Source organism: Corynebacterium tuberculostearicum (genome assembly GCF_016894265.1).
Lineage (GTDB): Bacteria > Actinomycetota > Actinomycetes > Mycobacteriales > Mycobacteriaceae > Corynebacterium > Corynebacterium tuberculostearicum_D.
Window position 1 is genome coordinate 32,483 of record NZ_CP069791.1, and the last position, 16,833, is coordinate 49,315.

Annotated in this window: 19 protein-coding genes; 5 read left to right on the forward strand and 14 right to left on the reverse strand. The window is 61.3% G+C overall.

Annotated elements, in window-relative coordinates; all coding sequences use genetic code 11:
* Positions 1 to 684 (forward strand): transglycosylase, encoded by a 684-nt coding sequence (locus tag I6J28_RS00175; protein WP_204610084.1) that lies wholly within the window; start codon positions 1 to 3, stop codon positions 682 to 684.
* A gap of 115 nt (positions 685 to 799) precedes the next feature.
* Here the strand turns inward: I6J28_RS00175 and I6J28_RS00180 are convergent, their stop codons facing one another.
* The 4 genes from I6J28_RS00180 to upp form a co-directional block, all read right to left on the reverse strand.
* Positions 800 to 2,227: an NAD(P)H-quinone dehydrogenase gene (locus tag I6J28_RS00180; RefSeq protein WP_204610085.1), complete on the reverse strand. Its 1,428-nt coding sequence runs from the start codon at positions 2,225 to 2,227 to the stop codon at positions 800 to 802.
* Between the two features lie 70 nt (positions 2,228 to 2,297).
* Entirely contained in the window at positions 2,298 to 3,488 is a 1,191-nt protein-coding gene (locus tag I6J28_RS00185; RefSeq protein ID WP_204610087.1) for a M20 family metallopeptidase, read from the reverse strand.
* 93 nt (positions 3,489 to 3,581) lie between these two features.
* Positions 3,582 to 3,893 carry a helix-turn-helix domain-containing protein gene (locus I6J28_RS00190; RefSeq protein ID WP_430516383.1) on the reverse strand — a complete coding sequence of 104 codons (312 nt, stop codon included), beginning with the start codon at positions 3,891 to 3,893 and terminating at the stop codon, positions 3,582 to 3,584.
* Positions 3,894 to 4,003: 110 nt separating this feature from the next.
* Complete coding sequence (gene upp, locus I6J28_RS00195) at positions 4,004 to 4,639, reverse strand: uracil phosphoribosyltransferase (RefSeq protein ID WP_204610091.1); 636 nt, start codon at positions 4,637 to 4,639, stop codon at positions 4,004 to 4,006.
* Positions 4,640 to 4,696: 57 nt separating this feature from the next.
* On the opposite strand from upp, the gene I6J28_RS00200 reads away from it, so the two are divergent.
* From I6J28_RS00200 to I6J28_RS00210, 3 genes are read left to right on the forward strand one after another with little or no spacing between them, the layout of a single operon-like run.
* Positions 4,697 to 4,975: a hypothetical protein gene (locus I6J28_RS00200; RefSeq protein WP_005322591.1), complete on the forward strand. Its 279-nt coding sequence runs from the start codon at positions 4,697 to 4,699 to the stop codon at positions 4,973 to 4,975.
* Positions 4,976 to 5,914: a C40 family peptidase gene (locus I6J28_RS00205; protein ID WP_204610093.1), complete on the forward strand. Its 939-nt coding sequence runs from the start codon at positions 4,976 to 4,978 to the stop codon at positions 5,912 to 5,914.
* Between the two features lie 51 nt (positions 5,915 to 5,965).
* The gene (locus I6J28_RS00210) at positions 5,966 to 7,204 is read left to right on the forward strand and encodes a hypothetical protein (RefSeq protein ID WP_204610095.1); all 1,239 of its coding nucleotides are present in this window, start codon (positions 5,966 to 5,968) and stop codon (positions 7,202 to 7,204) included.
* Between the two features lie 101 nt (positions 7,205 to 7,305).
* Here the strand turns inward: I6J28_RS00210 and I6J28_RS00215 are convergent, their stop codons facing one another.
* Genes I6J28_RS00215 through I6J28_RS00230 form a run of 4 tightly spaced genes read right to left on the reverse strand, consistent with a single transcriptional unit; the run spans position 7,306 to position 10,150 of the window.
* Positions 7,306 to 7,512, reverse strand: coding sequence for a hypothetical protein (locus tag I6J28_RS00215; protein ID WP_204610097.1), 207 nt, complete (start codon positions 7,510 to 7,512; stop codon positions 7,306 to 7,308).
* 26 nt (positions 7,513 to 7,538) lie between these two features.
* Complete coding sequence (locus I6J28_RS00220; protein WP_204610098.1) at positions 7,539 to 8,570, reverse strand: alpha/beta hydrolase; 1,032 nt, start codon at positions 8,568 to 8,570, stop codon at positions 7,539 to 7,541.
* Entirely contained in the window at positions 8,571 to 9,248 is a 678-nt protein-coding gene (locus tag I6J28_RS00225) for a type 1 glutamine amidotransferase domain-containing protein (protein WP_204610099.1), read from the reverse strand. It lies immediately after the preceding gene.
* An 11-nt stretch (positions 9,249 to 9,259) separates the two neighbouring features.
* The gene (locus tag I6J28_RS00230) at positions 9,260 to 10,150 is read right to left on the reverse strand and encodes an adenosine deaminase (protein WP_239454631.1); all 891 of its coding nucleotides are present in this window, start codon (positions 10,148 to 10,150) and stop codon (positions 9,260 to 9,262) included.
* 39 nt (positions 10,151 to 10,189) lie between these two features.
* Here I6J28_RS00230 and I6J28_RS00235 point away from each other — a divergent pair, with 39 nt between their 5' ends.
* Entirely contained in the window at positions 10,190 to 11,401 is a 1,212-nt protein-coding gene (locus tag I6J28_RS00235) for a D-alanyl-D-alanine carboxypeptidase family protein (RefSeq protein ID WP_204610101.1), read from the forward strand.
* Here the strand turns inward: I6J28_RS00235 and I6J28_RS00240 are convergent.
* The 6 genes from I6J28_RS00240 to I6J28_RS00265 form a co-directional block, all read right to left on the reverse strand.
* Positions 11,364 to 12,299 (reverse strand): RDD family protein, encoded by a 936-nt coding sequence (locus tag I6J28_RS00240; RefSeq protein ID WP_204610102.1) that lies wholly within the window; start codon positions 12,297 to 12,299, stop codon positions 11,364 to 11,366. The two genes, I6J28_RS00235 and I6J28_RS00240, sit on opposite strands and share 38 nt — an antisense overlap.
* 54 nt (positions 12,300 to 12,353) lie before the next feature.
* Complete coding sequence (locus I6J28_RS00245; RefSeq protein WP_204610103.1) at positions 12,354 to 13,433, reverse strand: YhjD/YihY/BrkB family envelope integrity protein; 1,080 nt, start codon at positions 13,431 to 13,433, stop codon at positions 12,354 to 12,356.
* 103 nt (positions 13,434 to 13,536) lie between these two features.
* Positions 13,537 to 14,562, reverse strand: coding sequence for a tryptophan--tRNA ligase (gene trpS, locus I6J28_RS00250; RefSeq protein ID WP_204610104.1), 1,026 nt, complete (start codon positions 14,560 to 14,562; stop codon positions 13,537 to 13,539).
* 119 nt (positions 14,563 to 14,681) lie between these two features.
* On the reverse strand, positions 14,682 to 14,873 hold the full coding sequence (locus I6J28_RS00255) for a hypothetical protein (protein ID WP_005322618.1): 192 nt from the start codon (positions 14,871 to 14,873) through the stop codon (positions 14,682 to 14,684).
* Between the two features lie 51 nt (positions 14,874 to 14,924).
* Positions 14,925 to 15,908 (reverse strand): trimeric intracellular cation channel family protein, encoded by a 984-nt coding sequence (locus I6J28_RS00260; protein ID WP_204610106.1) that lies wholly within the window; start codon positions 15,906 to 15,908, stop codon positions 14,925 to 14,927.
* Positions 15,908 to 16,825 carry an exodeoxyribonuclease III gene (locus tag I6J28_RS00265; protein WP_204610108.1) on the reverse strand — a complete coding sequence of 306 codons (918 nt, stop codon included), beginning with the start codon at positions 16,823 to 16,825 and terminating at the stop codon, positions 15,908 to 15,910. The genes I6J28_RS00260 and I6J28_RS00265 overlap by 1 nt, the downstream gene beginning before the upstream one ends.
* Positions 16,826 to 16,833: the final 8 nt, after the last annotated feature.

Below are 16,833 nucleotides of genomic sequence, written 5' to 3' on the forward strand. Positions count from 1 at the left end.
ATGCAGACACTCAAGACCTTTAATCTCAACGCCACCAAGGCGCTCATCGTCATAAGCATCATCGTCGTGTTGCTGTGGGCCCTGCCCTACTTATTGAGGAATGACTCCTCGGCAGTGGGTCCAGCAGGGTTTTACTGGGACTTTGTAGCGATCCTTCTCTGGGGAATCTACTGCGCTTTCGCTGCAACCGAGTATCGTGCTTTGCGCGGTTTAGGAATAAGACCTCGCAAATGGCTCGCCAGCATGCATGCAACATTGTGGTTAGGCTCACTTAGTTTCGGTGCTGTAGCCTGGGCTATCTATTACATCGCACGGCAGGGCGGGGACGATATTTTTCCTTCCTGGGTTGTTACCTCCAGCGTATTCGGCACACGTCCCATTCTTAGCTACATAGCCACGTACGGCAGCTTCGCCTGCGGTCACCTGCTGGTCGGATATATTGGCGCGCTCATAGGGTCGGTGGTAAGTAGCGCCAATCAAAGCTCCCTCCTAGCGCGGATTCTGTTCATCATCGGCATTATTGTGGGCCTTGCTCTAGCAAATGGTCTCCTGATTACCCTTATCGAGGCTTTCGGGGAAATGAGAATTGGCGCCCCCTGGCCCGGCCTATTCTTCTTCACGGGCTTAAGCATCGTCATTTGCTCGGCTGGCATCCACTTCATTGCGCGGCGCATCCAGCCTTAACCTGCCCCGGTGTTAAATGCACCGATTCCCCCGCCTCCAAGAAGACTGCAGTCTCTGGAGCCGGGGAAATTCTTGTCATACGCTGCCTCTGTGCTTGAGGCGGAGACGGTGTGGTTTACTCCAGATCGTCGTGGGCAACGAGGCGTCGCGCAGCCTCGGTGATGGTGCCCGACAGGGACGGGTATACGGCGAAGGAGTCGGCCAGCTGGTTCACTGTGAGCTGGTTGGTTACGGCCATGGCGATAGGCAGGATGAGCTCGGAGGCGGTCGGCGCGACGATGACGCCGCCAATAACTCGTCCGGAGGTGGCGCGGCAGAAGAGCTTGACAAAGCCGTGCTGCAGCGAGCGCATCTTCGCACGCGGGTTGGTGTTCAGCGGCATGGTGATGGTGCGGGCGGCGACCTCACCGGCCTCGATTTCTGCCTGGGTAAAGCCTACGGCTGCGATCTCTGGGCGCGTGAAGACGGCGTTGGCCACGGTCTTCAGGCGCAGCGGGGACACGCCCTCACCCAAGGCGTGGTACATGGCCACGCGGCCCTGCATTGCGGCGACGGAAGCCAGCGGGAAAAGGTCGGAGCAGTCGCCCGCGGCGTAGATGCCGGCGATATTGGTGCGGGAGACGCGGTCGACCTGAATGTGGCCGGACTTGGCGGTTTCTACGCCGACATTCTCCAGCTTGAGGTCCTGGGTATTCGGGATGGAGCCGATGGACATAATGACGTGGGAGCCGGTGATTTCGCGGCCGTCCTGCGTGGTGACCAGGACGTTGCCGTCCTCGGTGCGGTTAACGGTTTCCACGCGGCAATTCTTTTCCAGTTCCACACCGCGCTCGCTCAGCACGGTCTCGAGGACGTCGGCCGCGTCGGCGTCGTCATGCGGCAAGATGCGGTCACGGGAGGCAACCATGGTGACCTTCACGCCCAGCTCAGCGAAGGCGGAGACGAACTCGGCGCCGGTCACGCCAGAGCCGACGACGATGAGGTGCTCAGGAAGCTCGGTGAGGTTGTATACCTGCTGCCAGGTGAGGATGCGCTCGCCGTCTGGCTGCGCGCCCGGCAGAATGCGTGGGGTCGCGCCGGTAGCTACCAGGACGAGGTCAGCGTCGATGGTTTCCTCGTGGCCGTCCTCGTTAAATACGGCGGTAACCTTGTGGCCGCCGAAGGCATCGGCTTCCTGATCCTCTGGGAAGTAACCACGGCCATCGATAACGCGAGCGCCTAGGGATTCCACCGTGGCGCGGATATCGGAGGACTGGTTGCTTGCCAGGTCCAGCACACGCTTATTTAGCGCGGTGAGCGATAGGTCGGCTTGGCCAATGCCCTCGTTGAGCTTCATATCCTCGGCGCGGCGCAGGTCGGTCTTAATATTGGCGCCGGCGATAAAGGACTTGGAAGGAACGCAGTCCAAGATAACGCTATTACCGCCCATGCCTTGGTCTTCAATAATGGTGATTTCTGCACCATATTTGGCGCCTGCCAACGCGGCCTCATAGCCTGCTGGGCCACCGCCGATGATGACGATTCGCTTGGTCTGGTTCAACACGCACTTGCTCCTTTATCGGCTCCACTTTAAAAGTCGCCTACGAGTTTAACGTGTAGAACCTTTCAGCGCGTTAGTCTGTCTCCGCGTTCTCCCCTATGAACTGCTCAACCACGGCGCCGAAGAGTTTGATGCCCACGCCTATGGCCCGCTCGTCGACGATAAGATCGCCCATGTGCAGGTCATGCTGCTCGCCTTCGCCGGACCAGCAGCCAAGCCGCGCCATGGAACCGGGGACCTTTTCTAGGTACCAAGAAAAGTCCTCGCCGCCGGAGGACTGCGGGGCCTGTACGACGGCCTGCGGGTCGATGGATTGGGCGGCGGAGGCAAGCAGGGCGGTGGCGACGTCGTCGTTAAGCACCGGCGGAACACCCCGGTTATAGGTCAGCTCGTGCTCTACGCCTACCGGCGCAAGGATTTGATCCACCAGCTCGGTAAAGAGGCTTTGCATATCGCGCCAGATGCCAATATCGGCCGTGCGCATGGTGCCGGTTAGGCTGCCAGTCTCCGGAATGGCATTGGGCGCATAGCCAGAATTGACCTGGCCAAAGACCAAAACGGTGCCGGTACGCGGGTCAACGCGGCGCGAGAGCAGCGCGGGCAGTTCGGTAATGACCTTTCCTAGGGCATACACAACGTCGGCCGACAGGTGCGGCCGGGAGGTATGCCCGCCTGGGCCCTTGATATTGAGCTCCACCACGTCGGTAGCAGAAGTGATAGCCCCGGCGCGGATACCGATGCGCCCCACGCGCAGCTTGGGCTCGGCGTGGATGGCAAAAATGGAATGCACACCTTCCAGCGCGCCCCATTCGATAACGTCGGTTGCGCCGCCGACCCATACTTCCTCGGCCGGTTGGAAGATGACTCGAATACCCAGCGGCAGGTCGTGGACGCGCTGAAAATCCGCCAATGCGCAGGCCAGGCCCAGCGCCACGGTCGTATGCACATCGTGGCCGCAAGCATGCATCTTGCCGGGAACCTCGGAGGTATATTCCAGGCCGGTGACCTCGGTGACTGGCAGGGCATCGATATCGGCGCGGAAGGCCAGCCGGCCTAGCTCCGTATCGGGGCCGATGTCGACCATGAGACCGGTCTGTGGGAAGCGCTGTGGCTCCAGACCATAGTCCTGCAAGACGGTGGCTAGGAAGTTGGTGGTTTCCACCTCTTGGTTCGCGGTTTCCGGGTGGCGGTGGATATGGCGCCGCCACGCGATGACCTCCGCACGGTGGGCATTGAACCACTCGTTGATGAATTCCGAGATCATCCGCGTGCCTTCCCTGTCGTTGAAATACGTCTGGGTGCAAAGTCTACAACTAGACCATGTGGTTCAGTAACTCAGGTGGTAATGCGGGGTGCGCTAGCTCAAGGCGCCATTCCACGTGGCAGCAAACCTACGCCGGTCCACGTATCCCCGCGGGAAAGGCGCGACGTCCTCGGCGACGACCACCGCGGAATCAGCCAAGTGCCCTTCCACCACGTCCCCGCCGGCCGGCAGCAGTACCGCCGGCGGGATTTCTAGAGCCAAGGCCAGCTTATATACCGTAGACAGCTGCGGATCGGCCATGGCGTGCACGCCATTTTCGTTGCGCTCCAGATTAGAAATTTGGCTGCGAGAGACCCCAGAAATCTCCGCCAGCGCCTGCTGCGAAATCCCCCGACGCTGTCGCACCCGCCGCAATTGTTGCGAAAATCCGTGGCCGTAGCTCGACCACATTAGATGAATGAAACTCATATTCTCCCCCTGGAAAGTGCGGTCGCCTTTCCAGGGAGAAGATTACCTTAAAGGTCGATATTGCGCGGACCGTAGAGGCGGTCGCCGGCATCGCCCAAGCCCGGCACGATATAAGCATCCTCGTTGAGCGAAGGATCGATAGCGGCGGTAACTAGGCGCACCGGCAGATCGGATTCAGCCAGCGCATCCACACCCGGCTGCGCCGAGACCATGCAGATGGCGGTGATATCGGTGGCGCCACGATCGGCAAGCAGGCGCAATGCGTGCAGCAGGGAACCACCGGTGGCCAGCATTGGATCCACCACGAACACCGTGCGGCCGGTCAGGTCCTCCGGCAATGCCTCCAGGTACGGCACCGGCTCATGCGTCTCTTCGTTGCGCGCCATACCGATAAAGCCCACCTGCGCATCCGGAATCATGGACAGGGCCGGGTCCACCATGCCCAGCCCGGCGCGGATGATCGGCACGATGATAGGCGGGTCCTGCAGGCGGGTGCCCTGTGCGGTAGAAACCGGGGTGGCGCAGTCGAAGTTCTCCACGGCAAGGTTGCGGGATGCTTCATAGACAAGCATGGCGCCCAAGTCTTTCAGGGCGGCGCGGAAAGCGGAGTTATCGCTGCGCGCATCGCGCATGAGGGTAAGGCGGGAGGCGGCAAGCGGGTGGTCTACTACGTGGATGTCCATGACCACCACTTTAAACTTTTTGGGAACCAAATGGGCCATCGGGCAGTCCAATAGGGCATGAGACCTTTCACGATCGATACTGACTATGCCCGCCACCTCGCCCGCGACCTGCACGCCCAGTCCCAAGGGGAGAATCCGCCCCATCCCGTTTTGCCTGAAGATTCCGCATTCACCGCTTTCAACGAGGCGGTGCATGCCGCGCTCGATAATGTGGGCGCGCGCATGAGCGTGCTGCGCAACGATATGGGGCAGGTTGCCCACTCCGGTTTCCAGATGTCGCGCGAGGCAGAAGACACCGATGCCTCGCTAGGCCAGCACCTTGGGGCGGCGATGTAGATGCTCGATACCGCGCTTAAGCAGATTGCCACCATGCAACCGGCGCAGCTTCCGGAAGTTGAGCTTCCTCGTGTGCCGGATCTTTCCGCCGCCGAGCCTTTGGCCGCTATCGCCCACGGCAATCCCGCTCCCCTACTCGAATCGGCAAAAAGTATCGATCTCGATAATGCAACCATTTCTGCCGCGCTCGGACAGGCCCGCACCTTAGTGGCGGGCACCATCCGGGACCTGGTGGGTATCGCCACACAGCTAGTGCGCCGGGCCCTGCCCACCGCGCTGGGCTTCCTCTCCTTGGACCCGTCCGCGCGCGCCGCGGCTATGGCCAAGCTGCGTGCGCTTGTCTCCCAGCACCTGGGCATGGCTACTGCTCGCGTGCAGCGCTTGATGGGTGATCTCAGCGCGGCCGCTCAGTCTTTGCATCCGGTAGCGCAGCGGCCGGTGCGCTCCGCGCTTGCCGACGCCCCCGTACACCCCACCATCTCCCAAAATCCCACTGCCCTTCCGGAACAATCCGCGGTAGGCGCTGGAGCCGATGCCACGGCGAATGAGGCTCACTCTGCCTCGCCCACACCAGAGCCCTCGGCCGAAGGAGGTTCGGCCGCCGGTCAGGCTGCCGTCGCCGCCGCGAAGAGCCAAGTGGGCCAGCCCTATGTATGGGGCGGTACCGGAAATGGCGGGTTTGATTGTTCGGGACTTACCCAATGGGCCTATTCGCAGGCCGGGGTGGACTTACCCCGCACCGCGGATCAACAAGCGGTGGGCCAGCAAGTCAGCGCAGACCAACTCCAGCCTGGTGACCTGGTGGTATGGGATGGGCACGTGGCAATGTATTCCGGCAATGGCGAAATCGTGGAGGCCGGTGATCCGGTGCAAACCAACCCACTGCGCACCACGAATATGGGCATGCAATTCAAAGGCTTTTGGCGCCCCACAGCCTAAGGCCGGTGCGCTCTCGCGCACTGCTTAGGGCGTTGGGTAGACTAAAACGCCATGAGCACCCGCGCAATTGTACCTGTAAAGCTCTCGCTGACCGAGGGCGATTTTTATACCCTCTGGGCACCCAAGTGGCGCCAACATGGCTCCGAGTGGCAGGCCTTTTTGGGCGACGACGAGGCCGTCCTAGCCTTTAACTCACCCGCCGAGCTGCTGTGCTTCGTGGAGTCTGGCACCAAGCACGATTTGCTGGACCACCCGCAGTGGAACCAGTTTGCCGGCCGCGATGCGGACCGCGTCACCCCGGCTAAGCGCGATGAGTATGACCTCATCGGCATGCCGGAGGCACTGGCTGGTCGCCCGGGCCACCAGAACGTATCCACGGTGGCCCGCAGCCTGGAGATGGCCTCCGCGCTTGCCGACGTCGCTGGTGCAGAGCACACCACCATCTTCTTCGCCTCCCACTCCATCCTGCGCAATGTCTCCCGCGGCGCCGACCACTACTCCGGCGAACAGGGCATGAGCGAGTGGTCCGGCGTGGGCCACGTCATCGCCGGCAACTGGAAGAAGGTCATCGAGGACCTGGATGAGCACGTCCGCGTGGTCTCCAGCGATGACTTTGATGCGGCCAAGGTCTCCGATGCTAAGGAGCGCATCTCTTCTTCTGCTGCCGCCTCCGCTGCAGCGGCCAAGGAAGCCGAGGAGAAGCGCAAGGCCGCCGCCGAGGCCGCTGACCCGTACGATAATTCCCCGTGGGCCGCCGCCGGCATCGATCCCATCAAGATCACCGCGCAGTCCAAGTCCGTCTACACCCTGCGCACCTACCTGGACGGCAAGCCCATCTTCTTGGGCAAGTGGGGCGAGATCTTCACCTTCGACTCCCCGAAGACCCTGGTGCGCTGGATCATTGACAACGATGACCACGACCTAGCCCGCGTATCCACCTGGGAAGAGGTTGTCGCCGCCGCTAATGCCGGCGAGCTAGAAGTTCAGGTCCACCCGGATAATCAGTACTCCTTCAACGGCATCGTGCGTGATATCGAAAAGGGCCCAGAGGCCGTCGATTCCGATCAGATGGCGCGCTGCTATGAGGTATGCGCCGATGCCGCCGACTGGGCCGGCGACGATTCCATTAACTCCTATATGCTGGCTCACCCGCGCCTGCAGGACTACTTGGGCTACATGCTCGGCTCCACCGAGCACGCCGGCTACGTTCCTTCTAAGCCGTACAACGAGCACGCTGAGTCCTGGAAGGGCTTGGAAGATATGCTCATCAAGCGCTTCTCCAAGTTCTAAACCCGTACGGTTCGCGCGGCCCGGTCCGCGCGTGGCATCCGCCGCCCTAGCCTCTGCCCCCACTGCACAGCAGCTGGACGGAGACGGGGCGGCTTTTGCGTTTAATCGCCCGCTGCTTCTTCCTCGTGGCGTCGGCTCCGGGTCCGGTCGCGCATGTATTTATCGAAAATCAGCCACACGACAAAGGCGCTGAGGCCAACAATGGAGCGGCCCAGGGTACCTATCCCAAAGACCCCGCCCAATATCAGGCCGAGAACAATCAGGCTGACGAAAAATACGACCCACGACACGTGCGTGTTGTATTTCATCGATCGTCCTCCCCTAGTACGTGACTTTAGAGGTGGCGGCGGAGGTGGTCAATGAGGGCGTCGATAAGCTCGCGCGATTGTGGCGCCTTGGGTTTAATCTGGTCGAAGCCGTGATAGGCGCCGGCCCACACGTCGAGGGTGGTGTCTACACCGGCGGCGTCGAGGGCTTGGGCAAAGGCCACGGATTCATCGCAGAAAAGGTCGATGCCACCAACCCCGATCCACGTTGGCGGCAGGCCGGAAAGATCACTGCGCGTGGCCGGCGAAGCATAGGGCGGCAGGTCAACATCCAGATGGTCATCTCCCAGGTACATCGACCACGCGCCGCGGTTCGGGCCCGCCGTCCAGATGAATTGGCCCACCGCACCGGACTTATCCGTCGTGCGGTGATCCAGCATGGGATAGACCAAGCCGAGCGCGCGGACCGGATGTCCCTCATCAAAGGCCCGCTGAACCAAGCCCGCGGCCAAGCCACCACCGGCGCTATCGCCGGCGACCGCGATGCGCGAGGTATCCACGCCCAGCTTATCGCCGTTTTCTTGCACCCAGCGCAGCGCGGCGTAGCACTCATCATGGTCCGCGGGGAACGGCTCCTGGGTGGATTTGTGGTAGCGCGGGGCCACCACGATGGCACCGAGCTCGGACGCCATGCGGGCATTTTGCGGGTCATACATGGCCGGGCCACCGATAAGATGGCCGCCGCCGTGCGTCCACACCACCACAGGGCGCGGCCCAGCGGTGGCTGTGCCCTGAGCATCGCCGCGTGGGGTAAGCACGCGGGCGCTAAAGGCGTGGCCGTCGAAGGAAGCGGAAAACTCCGTAATATCCACCGCGTGCCGCACCGGACGGGAGAAATCGATGCTGGCAAAGAAGCGGCTGGCGCGGGCAAAGGTGGCGTCGGCAAGCAGGTGCATAGGAAGGTACAAAATCGGGCTGCGCAGACCCGGTGCCACCTCGCGCAGGTACGGCCGGCGGCTGAGTGCATACGCCGCCATGCCCGCTACCCCGACCACACCGGTCAGGGCAGCCCCGGCCTTGAGAACTCGCGAAACGCGCATTTAGAAATCGCGCAGGATACGCTGTGCCAGCGGCTCAGAGGAAGCCGGGTTCTGGCCGGTGTACAGGTTGCGATCCACGATGACGTTCGGGGACATCGGATCGGTTTCCTGGTAATCCGCGCCGAGCTCGCGCAGGCGGGTCTCCAGCGCCCACTTAGCGGCAGCGACCATCTCCTCGCCTTCCTCGGCATTGCTAAAGGCGGTCATCTTGTAGCGCTTGAACGGCCAGTTCTCGTTATCCACTGCCAGCATCGCTGCCGGGGCGTGGCAAACGAGGCCGAGCGCGCGGCCGGAATCCATGCGAGCCTGCAGCAGCTTCGCGGAATCCTGGTCATAGGCCAGATCCTCCATCGGGCCATGGCCGCCTGGGTAGAAAATGAGGTCATAGTCTTCCTCATTGACATCGGCCAGGTTCATCGGGTTCTCCAGCGCCACGCCCAACTCCGCCAAGTAATTCTCCTGCGCCATGCGCACGTTATCGGGCAGTACCTCAAGGCTGTACTCATCTACCACGGGAGCCTTCGCACCCGGGGTGGCGAAGTGAATATCCCAGCCTGCGCCTTGGAAGACGCGGTGCGGGGCAATAAGCTCCTCGGCCCAATAACCGGTCGGGCGCTTGGTGCCATCGGCCAGGGTCCATTCCTCAGCGGCGGTAACAACAAAAAGTACGGAAGGCATGTAATTCTCCTTTAGTCAGTAGTTTCTTCAGCGGCGTCTGCCAAAGACTCTTCAGTGTCTGGGCCTGCCAGCTCGGGGTCTGAAAGTTCCTCGTATGCTGGCAGGATAACCGTTTCTAGCAGATGCTGCCGTAATTCCTGGTCAGCGAAGGAATTCTCCACCGCTTTGACGGTGAGATCGAAAAATTCCTCTAGCCCATAGCCAAAGGTCTCACTCAGCGCGAGGAACTGCTTAGTCAAGGTAGTCTCGCCTGAGGAAATCGCGCAGGTAAAGCCCAGCTGCTGCAGCAGTGGCAGTGGGTGGTCGGTCAGCTCCTCGGCCTCCTCCAGTGGGGTAAAGACCAGGGGGATATGGCGGTCGCGGATGTAGCCAGAGGCCTTACCGGGCACGATGCCTTCGATATTCGCAGTAAAGTCATCGATCATGTTTACCGGGTGGATAAGGCGGTTCACGCCGGCTTGGGCGGCGCGCTCAACTTCCGCGAAGTCCTCTCCCACCAGGATCTGGGTGGGCAGATAAGCGGCGCGGAAGTCTGCGGCCGCGCTCGCCTGGTCCTGCGGCAGGTTATAGCCCACCACGGGGGCGTCGTCAGGCACTGCTGCCTCGGGGTCCGTGCCGGCGAGAACGAGGCGGGAGTCGAGGGAAGGAATGCGGGCTGCACCGGCAGCTTCGACGACCGCGGCAGCGTCTAGGCCAATCGCTGCTGGATCCAGGTGCAATTCCGCGTAGACCACGCCGTCTGCGGCCAGGGCCTCGTAGCGCTCGCGGATGGTCGCGGTAAGTTCCTCTGGCGTAGCGGCCGTTGAGTTAATGGTCTCAAAGAGGGAGACCTTAGGCAGCTTGGCCACCACGTCGGCGGCGGAGTCCTTGTTTTCAGGGCTAATCAAAGGCGCGTCATGCATGCGTCCCATCGTAGGCACGGGCCTAAGATGTGTCATGTCATGAAAAGAATTATCGCTAGTTCTCTCGTTGCCGTCCTGCTCAGCGGCGCACCGCTCGCTCTGGCAGAAGAGCCGGAAACTCCGACCACCACGCGTACCGCCGCCCCGGATACCGATAAATGCCCGCACTCCGAACGCCCGGAAAAGGCGACCACCACCTCGGAGCGCCTCGCTCCTGGGCAGGCCTCCCCCACCCCGTTGCCTCCGGTGGACAGCGATGAGCCCTGCGGCACCACCCTGCCTGAAGGATTCAAAGTGGATAAGGATGTGGTGGCCGCAGCCTGGATGGTCTCCGATATCGACACCGGCGAGATCGTCGCGATGAAGGACCCTAACGGCCGGTACCGGCCGGCCTCCATCATTAAGGCGCTGCTAGCGCTCGTGGTCATCGACGAGTTGGACCTGCACCAGAAGGTCGAGGTGGGCGAAGAATCGGCGCAAATCGATGGTTCCGCGGTGGGCATCGGCCCAGGCGGCACGTACACGGTGGAGCAGCTTTTGCAGGGCTTGCTCATGGCTTCGGGCAACGACGCTGCGCATGCGCTGGCGCAGGAATTGGGCGGCGACGAGGCCACTTTGCGCAAGGTTAACGAGAAGGCGGCTGAAATCGGTACGAATTCCACGTACGCGGCCAGCTACTCCGGGCTCGACGCCCCGGGGATGTCTACCTCGGCCGAGGATATTTCCCGCATTTACCGCGCGGCCTTCCATAACCCGACGTTCGCGCGCATTGTGGATACGGACTCCGTAGATTTTCCGGGCTGGGGAGATTATGAAGGCTACCAACTAGGAAACGATAACGGGCTTTTCCTCAACGATCCGGACGGTATTGGTGGCAAGACGGGTTTTACCGATGATGCGCACCATACCTTCGTCGGTGCGCTCGACCGCCATGGCCGGCGGCTGCAAGCGGTGCTGCTCGATACCACCGTGGAGCACGGCCCGCGCGCGTGGGAGCAGGCTCAGAAACTGCTGCACGAGGCCTATAAGGTGCATCCCGGTGATGGTGTAGGGCAGTTGCTTGCCGACGCCGACGCCCATTCCCACGCCGACTCCCCTGCCTCCCCTGCTGCCACCCCGGCCCCCGATGCCCAGGCACAATCGGCCAACTCCTCCTTGGCCGGGGTGCAGGGGTGGCTCGGCTGGGTTATCGCCGGCGCCGTAGTGTTGCTGGCTATTTGCGTGGGTGCCTTTTCACTACTTCGGCGTTAGCCCACTCATCGTGGGAGCCGCGCCGGTTATTCTTCTCCGAAATGGTGAAGGTGTGCACACCGGCGCCCACCCAGCTGGCAAAAGTACCGGGGCCCGGCACGACATTAACGAGGCGCCACCACTGGCGCTTTGCGGACTGGGTGAGGCTAAGCCGCTCTTTGGTATCGACATCGCGCACCGTATAGCCCATCAGCAGCTTGGCCGGGCTGGCACCAAGCCAACACTCGGTGCCCAAAACGTAGAGCAGCAAGATGATGACGCCACCGATAAACGTCGAGAGCTCATCCACGCCACCAGAAAGCAGCGCGCCGCCGAAGCTACCGCTGATGAGTGAGAAAAAGAATAGGTCCAAAATGGCCATTCCGATGCGCGCATCTTGACCAGCGCGCTGACTAATTTCAGCCACTGATTGTTGTACCAACGGCGCGGGGACAGCCGCGTTCACCGCCGCTGCTGGTGGGAACGGATTGGACTGAGGGGCGAAGGGATTGCGCGAATACGGTGACCCATAGGGGCTAGCGGTCTGCGCAAATTGTGGCTCCTGCTTAACTTGGGGCCCTGGCCCCGCGGCCTGACCGAACTGGGAAAACTGAACCTGCTGCTGCGGTTGCTGCGGCCGCGGGTTCCACTGGCCTACTGCACCCAACTGCCCTAAATCACCCCAGGTGGGGCGCAACCCTGCCTCACACGCCTTATCGTATTCCGCCCTCTTCGCGGCAGAACCCACAACGCTGGCGGCGATGCGCAATTGCGCGCGCCGCGGCTCCTCGGCGTCTTGGCCTTGCTGCTGGAGCTGCAGATCCTTGGACTCCAACAAGACTAAAAGCTCGTGTGCGCCGTCGCGGCGGTCTAGTCCCCACTCCTCATAAAGATTCGGTGCGATGTCATTGGCGTTCATAATGTCTATTTTAAAGCCCAATGGCAGGGGCGTCCTCACCCCTAAGGGGGAGATTTACTTTCGCCGCAACAGGCTCCACGCGCCCACGGCCGCAGCGCCCAATGCGGCACCGACGCCGAAGGTCGCACCAGCAGGCGCGCCCTCCTTGATCTCATTGCGCACGCGGATAACGGCTGGTTCTGGGACTGGCGGGTGGGTGTACTTCAGGGATTCCTTAGTGGTGGCGGTCCACGCGGAGATATACAGCACCACGCGCCAAATTAGGTACATGACCACCATGAGCACGATGACCGGACCAAAGACCGCGCCGGCCGGGCTGCCGGTAGCAGAAGACATAATGATTGTAGACAGCTGCTTGAGCACCTCAAAGGCTACAGCGCCGATGGCCGCGCCGATAAGGCCAGACTTCTTCGGCACCTTGGTGCGCGGCAGGATCATAATCAGCCACCACATAACGATGAAGTTCGCCACGAGGCCCACAGCCAAGCCGACAAAGAAAATCACCAAGTCCATGCCCGAGAAGGACTCGATTCCTACGCGCTCAAAAATCTTTTGGGTGAGGCCGGAGGAACCGGCGGCGGTCACGCCAAAGGCGATGAGGAACGCCACGATAAGGCCAATGAGGCCCACCAGGTCAGACAACTTCTTCTTCAAGAAGGAACCGCCCTCGTTGGCATCGATACCCCACATCGCCGAGATACCGATGCGCAGGTTATTCATCCATCCCAGGCCGGACCACAGGGTGGTCAAACCACCGATACCGAACATGGCGCCGCGTTGGTCAATGGCGGTATCGAGGATTTTGTTAACCGTATCGCCCATATCGCCATCGATAGAACTGGTGATATGGGATTGCAGATCATTGAGCAGGTCCTCGCGGTTAGCCAAGACGGCGGCGACGGTGGCCACGATCAGCATGGCAAGCGGGAAGATGGAGAGCACCGAATAATAGGTGATGCCGGCGGCAAACTGGTTGCCGCCTTCGGCACCGTAGCGCTCGTTCATGCGCATGAGGTGATCAACGAACCTGGACTTGGAGCGAATCTTATCTACCGCACCGGGATCGTCGGCATTGGCGCGTTCGATGCCGTAGTGGTCCGTCTTCTTCGAGGAGGATTGCGTGGTGGTTGGCACGTGCTTCCCTTCTTGCTCACAAAATTTTTATCCCACCTAGAGTAACTGGCAAATGCCCTGTTGTCCCTTTGTGGGGTGGAGCACGGGGGAAGCAGCCCCCATGCTACTTGCGCAGGCGAGGAAGGAAGCCGACTTTCTTATAGACGTCGTCGACAAGCGGCTGGGCAATCTCCTGCGCCGTCTCCGCACCCTGAGCCAGGATGCGCTCGAGCTCGCCGCGGTCCGCCATCAGCTCATCAAAGCGCGCCTTGAGCGGAGTGGTAAATTCCTGCAGCGCATCTGCGGTATCGACCTTGAGGTGGCCATAGCCTTGGTCGGCGTACTTCTCCACTAGGGAATCGATAGATTCACCGGTCAGCGCGGACTGGATGACCAATAGGTTGGACACGCCCGGCTGATTTTCGCGGTCAAAGGCCACCGAGCCCAAGTCATCCGTCACGGCGGATTTAATGCGCTTGGCTGAGGTCTTCGGTGCGTCCAAGAGATTGACCAAACCCTTGGGGTTGGCGCCAGACTTGGACATCTTGGAGGTCGGCTCCTGCAGGTCATAAATCTTGGCCGCACCCTCCGGGATGAACGGCTCCGGTACCTTGAAGGTCTCGCCGTACTTATTGTTGAAGCGCTCGGCCAAGTTGCGGGTCAGCTCCAGGTGCTGGCGCTGGTCCTCACCCACCGGCACATAATCCGGCGAGTACAGCAAAATATCTGCGGCCATGAGGATCGGGTAGGTAAATAGGCCCACGGAGGTGCGATCCGAGCCCTGCTTGGCGGACTTATCCTTGAACTGGGTCATACGGGAGGCCTCGCCAAAGCCGGTGAGGCACTGCAAAACCCAGGTCAGCTCCGCGTGGGCGGGCACGTGCGACTGCACGAAGAGCGTGGATTTTTCCGGATCAATGCCCAGGGCGATGAGCTGTGCGGCACCTGCGATGGTGCGGTTGCGCAGCTCCTCCGGGTTTTGCTCTACGGTTATCGCGTGCAGGTCAGGGATGAAGTAGAAGGCATCATAGCCGTCCTGCAGGTCAATCCACTGCTTGAGCGCTCCCAGGTAATTACCCAGGTGATAGGAATCAGCGGTGGGTTGGATACCGGACAGGACGCGGGAAACGGTGGAATTGTCTGCAGTCATGGTGCTTTATCCTACCCCCTAGCTACAGCGCGCGGTTCACATCCTTCCCCCAGCATTTCCCCTACCGGATCGAAAAATTCCCCCTGCCCGAGGGACAGAGGGAATGCGGCGCAAGGATTTTAGAGCTTGCGGGAGGTGGGGCTAACCACGTCCATCAGGATGGCCCAACCGGATACCATCAGCGCGCCGCCCACGCCCATGAGCACGATAGGGCCGAGGAAAGCGAAGGACGGACCAACAACGGTCCACCACCAGATGCTCAGGCCGAGGATTACAGCGCCGAGGACGAAGGAAATAATTGCGCGAGCCATGAACTTTCTCCGTTGCAGATTACTGATTTTTTTGACCTACCCATAGTAGCACTACTGCTTGTGCTTGGGGGCTTTACGCTTGCCGACGTCCCCCTTATTAAAGCTCCACTGCTGCTCCACGTCTACTCCCCTCGCTCCTGGCGAGTGCCGGCCACTCGGCCGGGTAATCGACTGCCGCTTCGGGCTACGCGCGATGCGATTGCTCGAAATATCGCTGTAGTCGGTGCCCTCCGCCGCGTTAGAAAACTCTCGTGACTTGTTCTTAAACGTGCGCCCCAGTGGACGGCTCAGCGGCCGGGTCAGCGGGCGCGTGATGGGGCTGGCATAGCGCGTGGCCGCGCCCGCCTTGCGCTTGGCCTTGCGGGCGCCATCGCGCACGATGCGCGCGGACAAACGCAGGCGCGGATCCATCTGCTGCTCGGCATCGCGATACTCAAAGACGGGCAATCCCTTCTTGAAGTAGATCGCGGCCAAGCGGGCGATAAAGCACACGGAGGCGGTAATGATAGCGGCCGGTTCTTCGGCCAGACCGCCGTGGTAGAGCGCCATAAAAAGCGCCGCGGCCAGCAGCGAGATGGCGGCATAATACTCGCCGGAAAACACCAGCGGGATACGATCCGAAAGCAGGTCACGCAGCACGCCGCCAAAGACGCCGGAAATCACCGCAGAGACCGAGACAATAATGAACCCGTGCCCCAAGTGGACCGCGATTTGGGTGCCGAGCACCGAAAAGACCGCGAGGCCCAGCGCATCCAAGATGAGGAAGAGGTGGCGGAAGTAGTGCATGAGGAAGGACATGCCCACCGTCACCACGGCCGCCACGATGACGATTACCAAGTAGATGGGGTGTTCTACCCAGGTAAATGGAGGGTCATCGAGGATCATATCGCGCACCGTACCGCCGCCTAGCGCAGTCATGGAAGCAATCATGGTGACGCCGAAAAGATCGAGCTTTTGACGGCCGGCGGACAAGGCGGCGGTCATGGACTCGGCCGTAATGCCGACTACGTAAAGGACGCTAAATAGTGGCGTCATCAGCTGTACTCCACCAATAGTGGGGAATGGTCGGACCAGCGCTGCTCCACGGTAGGAGCCTTATCCACCCAGGTGCGCTGCGCGCGCTCCAGCATAGGACGGGTAGCCGCCTGATAATCGATGCGCCACCCGGCGTTGTTATTAAAGGCCTGGCCGCGGTAGGTCCACCAGGTATACGGACCGTCTTCATCCGGATGGAGGCGGCGGGCTACGTCAAACCACTGCGGCTTTGTGGTTGGGGCCCACGGCTCGCCGCCGGCGTACTCCACCACTCCCTGCCACTGCCCCAGGTTCTTCTTTTCCTGCGGCTCAGCATCCGGGAACGCACCAAAGACGTGGTCCATAAAGGCGCGTTCTTCCGGCAGGTGGCCAGCCTTCTTTTCATTCGCCTTATTATTCTTCAGGTCCTGGGCGCGGTGGCAGATATTCCAATCGCCGCCGATCACCATGTCGGCCGGGCTGCCATCGGAGTTCGTCCGCGCGGCGTTCTCCGCTAGCACCTCTTGGAACTCGTCCAAGAAGCGGTACTTTTCATCCAGCTTCGGCGAACCGGTATCGCCAGAGGGCAGGTACAGAGAGGCGACGCGAATATCGCGGGTGGTGGCGGCAATCCAGCGGCCGGCGTCGGTAAAGGAGCCGAAGCCCACTTCGACGTCGGCAAGCGGAGTGCGAGACAGGATACCCACGCCGGCGCGGCCCTTTGCGGCGGCGTCGGCAAGAGCCAAATGCCAGCCCGCCTCTAGGGCTGGTGCCAAGGCCTTTTCGGCCTGCTCCGGGGTTGCGCGCACCTCCTGCATGAGCACGATTTCGGCCGGAGTCTCCTCTAGCCAAGCATTCATTCCAGGGTTATTTTCATTGCGCTGCTTGCACGCAGCGCGGATTCCATTGACGTTTACGCTCGCGATGGTAAGGGTCATGCCAACAG

What these genes read in the sequence shown, in the direction of transcription:
- I6J28_RS00175 (WP_204610084.1), top strand. Translation starts at nt 1, where the DNA reads ATGCAGACACTCAAGACCTTTAATCTCAACGCCACCAAGGCGCTCATC.
- upp (WP_204610091.1), bottom strand. Translation starts at nt 4,639, where the DNA reads ATGGACATCCACGTAGTAGACCACCCGCTTGCCGCCTCCCGCCTTACC.
- I6J28_RS00235 (WP_204610101.1), top strand. Translation starts at nt 10,190, where the DNA reads ATGAAAAGAATTATCGCTAGTTCTCTCGTTGCCGTCCTGCTCAGCGGC.
- I6J28_RS00220 (WP_204610098.1), bottom strand. Translation starts at nt 8,570, where the DNA reads ATGCGCGTTTCGCGAGTTCTCAAGGCCGGGGCTGCCCTGACCGGTGTG.
- I6J28_RS00205 (WP_204610093.1), top strand. Translation starts at nt 4,976, where the DNA reads ATGCTCGATACCGCGCTTAAGCAGATTGCCACCATGCAACCGGCGCAG.
- I6J28_RS00185 (WP_204610087.1), bottom strand. Translation starts at nt 3,488, where the DNA reads ATGATCTCGGAATTCATCAACGAGTGGTTCAATGCCCACCGTGCGGAG.
- I6J28_RS00240 (WP_204610102.1), bottom strand. Translation starts at nt 12,299, where the DNA reads ATGAACGCCAATGACATCGCACCGAATCTTTATGAGGAGTGGGGACTA.
- I6J28_RS00255 (WP_005322618.1), bottom strand. Translation starts at nt 14,873, where the DNA reads ATGGCTCGCGCAATTATTTCCTTCGTCCTCGGCGCTGTAATCCTCGGC.
- I6J28_RS00225 (WP_204610099.1), bottom strand. Translation starts at nt 9,248, where the DNA reads ATGCCTTCCGTACTTTTTGTTGTTACCGCCGCTGAGGAATGGACCCTG.
- trpS (WP_204610104.1), bottom strand. Translation starts at nt 14,562, where the DNA reads ATGACTGCAGACAATTCCACCGTTTCCCGCGTCCTGTCCGGTATCCAA.
- I6J28_RS00260 (WP_204610106.1), bottom strand. Translation starts at nt 15,908, where the DNA reads ATGACGCCACTATTTAGCGTCCTTTACGTAGTCGGCATTACGGCCGAG.
- I6J28_RS00210 (WP_204610095.1), top strand. Translation starts at nt 5,966, where the DNA reads ATGAGCACCCGCGCAATTGTACCTGTAAAGCTCTCGCTGACCGAGGGC.
- I6J28_RS00265 (WP_204610108.1), bottom strand. Translation starts at nt 16,825, where the DNA reads ATGACCCTTACCATCGCGAGCGTAAACGTCAATGGAATCCGCGCTGCG.
- I6J28_RS00200 (WP_005322591.1), top strand. Translation starts at nt 4,697, where the DNA reads ATGAGACCTTTCACGATCGATACTGACTATGCCCGCCACCTCGCCCGC.
- I6J28_RS00215 (WP_204610097.1), bottom strand. Translation starts at nt 7,512, where the DNA reads ATGAAATACAACACGCACGTGTCGTGGGTCGTATTTTTCGTCAGCCTG.
- I6J28_RS00230 (WP_239454631.1), bottom strand. Translation starts at nt 10,150, where the DNA reads ATGCATGACGCGCCTTTGATTAGCCCTGAAAACAAGGACTCCGCCGCC.